The organism is Bacteroides sp. B1-V-101 (assembly GCF_023656585.1).
Taxonomy (GTDB): Bacteria; Bacteroidota; Bacteroidia; order Bacteroidales; family Bacteroidaceae; genus Bacteroides; species Bacteroides thetaiotaomicron.
The window spans coordinates 1-3,614 of the sequence record NZ_JAMOKH010000078.1; the positions used below are offsets into that span (position 1 = coordinate 1).

The window sequence follows — 3,614 nt, forward strand, 5'->3', positions numbered from 1 at the left end:
GATAGTAAAAAAAGAAGATTTTTGAACGAAGATAAATGGTACGTGGATTATTTGTAAGTCTAATAAACTCTATTATTAACAAGAAAAGATAACCCCTGAACGGAGTTCCTTTTCAACCCATTAGCGAAAACATATCAAAATGAAACGAATAGAATTATTTTGGAACATATTATACTATTGTACTTATGCACTTTTGTATAAGTGCTTCCGTGCAATTGACCTGTTCCGTTTGATTGACAACAAATACACACGGAAGTTTTATAAGAAAGAAAATATTTTTTGGCAATCATTGGATATTGTGAAGCGAACAGAAGAAAGAGAAAAGGATTTTTCCCCTTTTATTCTTATGCAAGCCGGTGGGGGAACTTGTATTTTCATGATAATGCTAATTCTTACTATTTTGAACGTGGTAATGGCAATAACACATATTTCTTGGTATGGTATTATGTTTCGTGACGTTAGTAACTTCATTATTAGTTTTTTACTTCTTGTTCTCTTGCTTTATGTTCCAAATCAAGTATTCCTATTTAAGAGCGATAAGTATATCTCCTATTTCAAACAATTCAGGAAAGAGCGTATAAATAAATATCTGAAATGCTATTTTTTATCCTATATACTGGCTTTGATTGCTTGTTCTTTTAGTTTCATTTTGATAGAACTAACAAAGGATAGAATAGAATATTTCGCTAACAACGCAGGATAACGGACAAGCCGTTCCCTGCTGAACCATTAACATCAAAAACAGTGTACCATATATGGAAACAAGAGATAAACTTTTTACTGAAGAACAGTATAGGAAACAACTTGCTGGATATTCCAAAAGGTGTAAACAGTTAGAAAGCAGTATTATGGAAATTATCAATGCAGAGAAAGAGCATATTCAATTATACTCTGCTCCAAATTCTAATGTTGCTTACAATAAAACAGTTACACTTTTTGGATGTAAATTGAATTCATTTCTAACCAAGTATTCAGTTGGGGAAGATATGGCAAAATTGAAAGATGATTACAATAATTTAGTGAAAACGCTAACAAATCATTGGACGATTACCGGTATGTATGTACAGATGTTATGGATGTTGTCTATTGGAATTATGTTAGATACAGATGAACAAAATATAAGGATATTATCAAGCATGATTGACAATGAAAATGTTAATGATGCCTTATATGATTTTTTAATAAAATACAGATTAACTGATTGGGAAAGATGTTCTGACACAGTATTGTTTCCAGTTCCTTATCAAAGTACATTGTCTATAATTTCCAGCAACAATCAAAGTAAAGAATTGTCCATTCAGAAATTAGAGAAGTATCTTAAAAAGGAATGGTATCGAGGTCATTCTGATTGTGCTTGGCATGACGACCATAAATATGGTATCAGACATGACGGCTATTGGAGCTTTGAAAGCGGTGCGTTAGTCAAGGTCTTGGGGCTGGATGATACCAGCTTGAAAGGATTGCCCTACTATCCATACGACATGGTACACTGGAATGAGAATAAAATATGATGTTAACGAAGCGTGATAACGCCTTACAGCGTTCCCCGCTAAACCATTACCGACAACGAATAAAGTTATAGACATGAAGCATATGCAAATGATAATAACAATAGTGTGCATACTTTATGTAACCGCAAGTTGTACAACGCAAAAGGTTGCATATAGAGAAAGGTTTGAAGAAGCAAAAGGATATGCCCTTTATGCTTGTATCGCACACATGAACAAGTTTGTTGATAGTACATCAGTTATCAACAAAGATTATTCTGGCGAATATTTTGTTCAATTAAGCAGTTTATCGCTGGAAGAAATTATCAGAATAAAGGAATATGTGGATAAAGAATGTATGAATTATTGGAGTATATCACACAATCCGGAAGGTAATATGATTGCATATTCAACATGGAAATTCTATAACTCCAAAGACTTGGATAACTTTATTCATAAGACATTAAGGAAAAATATCGGTAACAACGAAAGATAGCATCTGACGATGCCCCTTTCTAATCATTAATAACAATAGTGCGAAACATGAAAATTATAAAAATAATATTGTATTACTTACTATTGGCAAGTACGCTTTATGCAGGTGTCGGTATTATAAACCCCTTATACGAAACAGGGTGGCATTTTTCGCTTGCATCTATGTATTGGGCTGTCTTTTCAGTGCTGTTTATAGGAAGCGATTTGTGGCTACATCATAAAATATCACGCCTAATCGCCTTATCTATATTGGCACTTGCCTACCTAATGAGTTTTGAATATTATTTGTTTTGTGATGAATATAGATTCGTGGTTCATCAAGGTTCAAGCGGAAAGATTTTTTTAGCAGACATAGGCAAATTTCATGAGTATTGGTTTTATCAAGGTTTACTGGTTGCCTATCTGCTTTTGACAATTGGAGTTTCGCATCTATTGAGAAGGAAAAAGTTATTAACAAATCGGGATAACGCTTAACAGCGTTCCCCGCTTAGCCATTAATGGTAATAAGGTATATGATAGACTATTTATATTATAGGTTTTATAGATTATGGCTTCATTCTTCTGTATCGGAAGGAGCCACATTTTTGGCAATGCTTTTGTTTTCGGTCATGTTAAGTACAAATGTATTAACCGCATGGGGTATATTAACCCAATACGGAATCATTGATTATCCGTCCGATACTCAATACTATATCATTGAAGGCAGTTTAATAGCATTGCTGTGTGGCAGATTTTTCTTCAAGAAAAGGTACAGAAGAATTATAACCAAGTATGAGGATGAAAACTCTGTGCAACGTAAAGTTGGAGTGTGGGCACTTACTGTATATATAGTGGCAACCTTTACTTGCTTTTTCATAGAGGCATTGCACAGACAGGGAAAAATATAATTTACCATTAACGAAGCAGGATAACGGACAAGCCGTTCCCTGCTGAACCATTATCAATAAAAGTGTGAAATATGGATAAAAATCAAATATTAGAAAAGGTTGGCTGGAGAATAAAAGTAGAACCATATTTACAATATGGAATATCACCACATGGAATAATATTAAGTATGATAGATGATTTATTTTTCAAAGAAATAGAACGTACAATCGAAGACAATCATCTTCCATTTCAGAAAATAGAAGATGCCGATAAAGAGATTTTGGTACAAAGGTTATATGACACATTTGTAATTGGAAACCCTTATGCATTATGGTTGAGTTTTAAGTATGTGCCATATAGTATCGATTGTAACATGGAAGACCCTTACTTTCATCTATTGGATTTAATAGATAGAAATACCGTTTTCTATTTCTTCATTGATTATGAGCATATTGGATTTGTGGTTTACAAAGCAAAATTGTCTGATATACATATATTTATTGGTGATTGCGAAGGGCTTGACGAATATTATTTAGTAACAGAGGATTTCATGGAGCTGTATAGTATAACAGACCATGATGATTTGCTTTATATTGACGTGAGAAAAAATGAAATGAGAATTGATAATAAACCGGGATAACGCTTACAGCGTTCCCCGCTGAACCATTAGATATAATAGGCATGAGAATATTTGTATTATATTGCTTGTTCTTTTTCCCACTTAGCTATGTTATAGCAAAAAACGGCTATGTGGAACAAAATTCA

At 33.3% G+C, this 3,614-nt stretch carries 5 protein-coding genes; all 5 read left to right on the forward strand.

Features of this window, described 5'->3' with window-relative positions; all coding sequences use genetic code 11:
• Nucleotides 1-139: 139 nt before the first annotated feature.
• The 5 genes from NBH01_RS26365 to NBH01_RS26385 all read left to right on the forward strand — a co-directional run bounded on the left by NBH01_RS26365 (nt 140) and on the right by NBH01_RS26385 (nt 3,489).
• Complete coding sequence (locus NBH01_RS26365; RefSeq protein WP_115485217.1) at nt 140-703, forward strand: hypothetical protein; 564 nt, start codon at nt 140-142, stop codon at nt 701-703.
• A 52-nt stretch (nt 704-755) separates the two neighbouring features.
• A complete protein-coding gene (locus NBH01_RS26370) occupies nt 756-1,511 on the forward strand; it encodes a PoNi-like cognate immunity protein (RefSeq protein ID WP_117775769.1) in 756 nt (251 codons plus the stop codon).
• Nucleotides 1,512-1,584: 73 nt separating this feature from the next.
• Nucleotides 1,585-1,983 carry a hypothetical protein gene (locus NBH01_RS26375; protein WP_032938217.1) on the forward strand — a complete coding sequence of 133 codons (399 nt, stop codon included), beginning with the start codon at nt 1,585-1,587 and terminating at the stop codon, nt 1,981-1,983.
• A 47-nt stretch (nt 1,984-2,030) separates the two neighbouring features.
• The gene (locus tag NBH01_RS26380; protein ID WP_117873527.1) at nt 2,031-2,456 is read left to right on the forward strand and encodes a hypothetical protein; all 426 of its coding nucleotides are present in this window, start codon (nt 2,031-2,033) and stop codon (nt 2,454-2,456) included.
• 484 nt (nt 2,457-2,940) lie between these two features.
• On the forward strand, nt 2,941-3,489 hold the full coding sequence (locus NBH01_RS26385) for a DUF6756 family protein (protein WP_117702324.1): 549 nt from the start codon (nt 2,941-2,943) through the stop codon (nt 3,487-3,489).
• Nucleotides 3,490-3,614 lie beyond the last annotated feature (125 nt).

Coding starts and splice junctions, on each gene's coding strand:
- NBH01_RS26380 (WP_117873527.1), top strand. CDS start 2,031: ATGAAAATTATAAAAATAATATTGTATTACTTACTATTGGCAAGTACG.
- NBH01_RS26365 (WP_115485217.1), top strand. CDS start 140: ATGAAACGAATAGAATTATTTTGGAACATATTATACTATTGTACTTAT.
- NBH01_RS26370 (WP_117775769.1), top strand. CDS start 756: ATGGAAACAAGAGATAAACTTTTTACTGAAGAACAGTATAGGAAACAA.
- NBH01_RS26385 (WP_117702324.1), top strand. CDS start 2,941: ATGGATAAAAATCAAATATTAGAAAAGGTTGGCTGGAGAATAAAAGTA.
- NBH01_RS26375 (WP_032938217.1), top strand. CDS start 1,585: ATGAAGCATATGCAAATGATAATAACAATAGTGTGCATACTTTATGTA.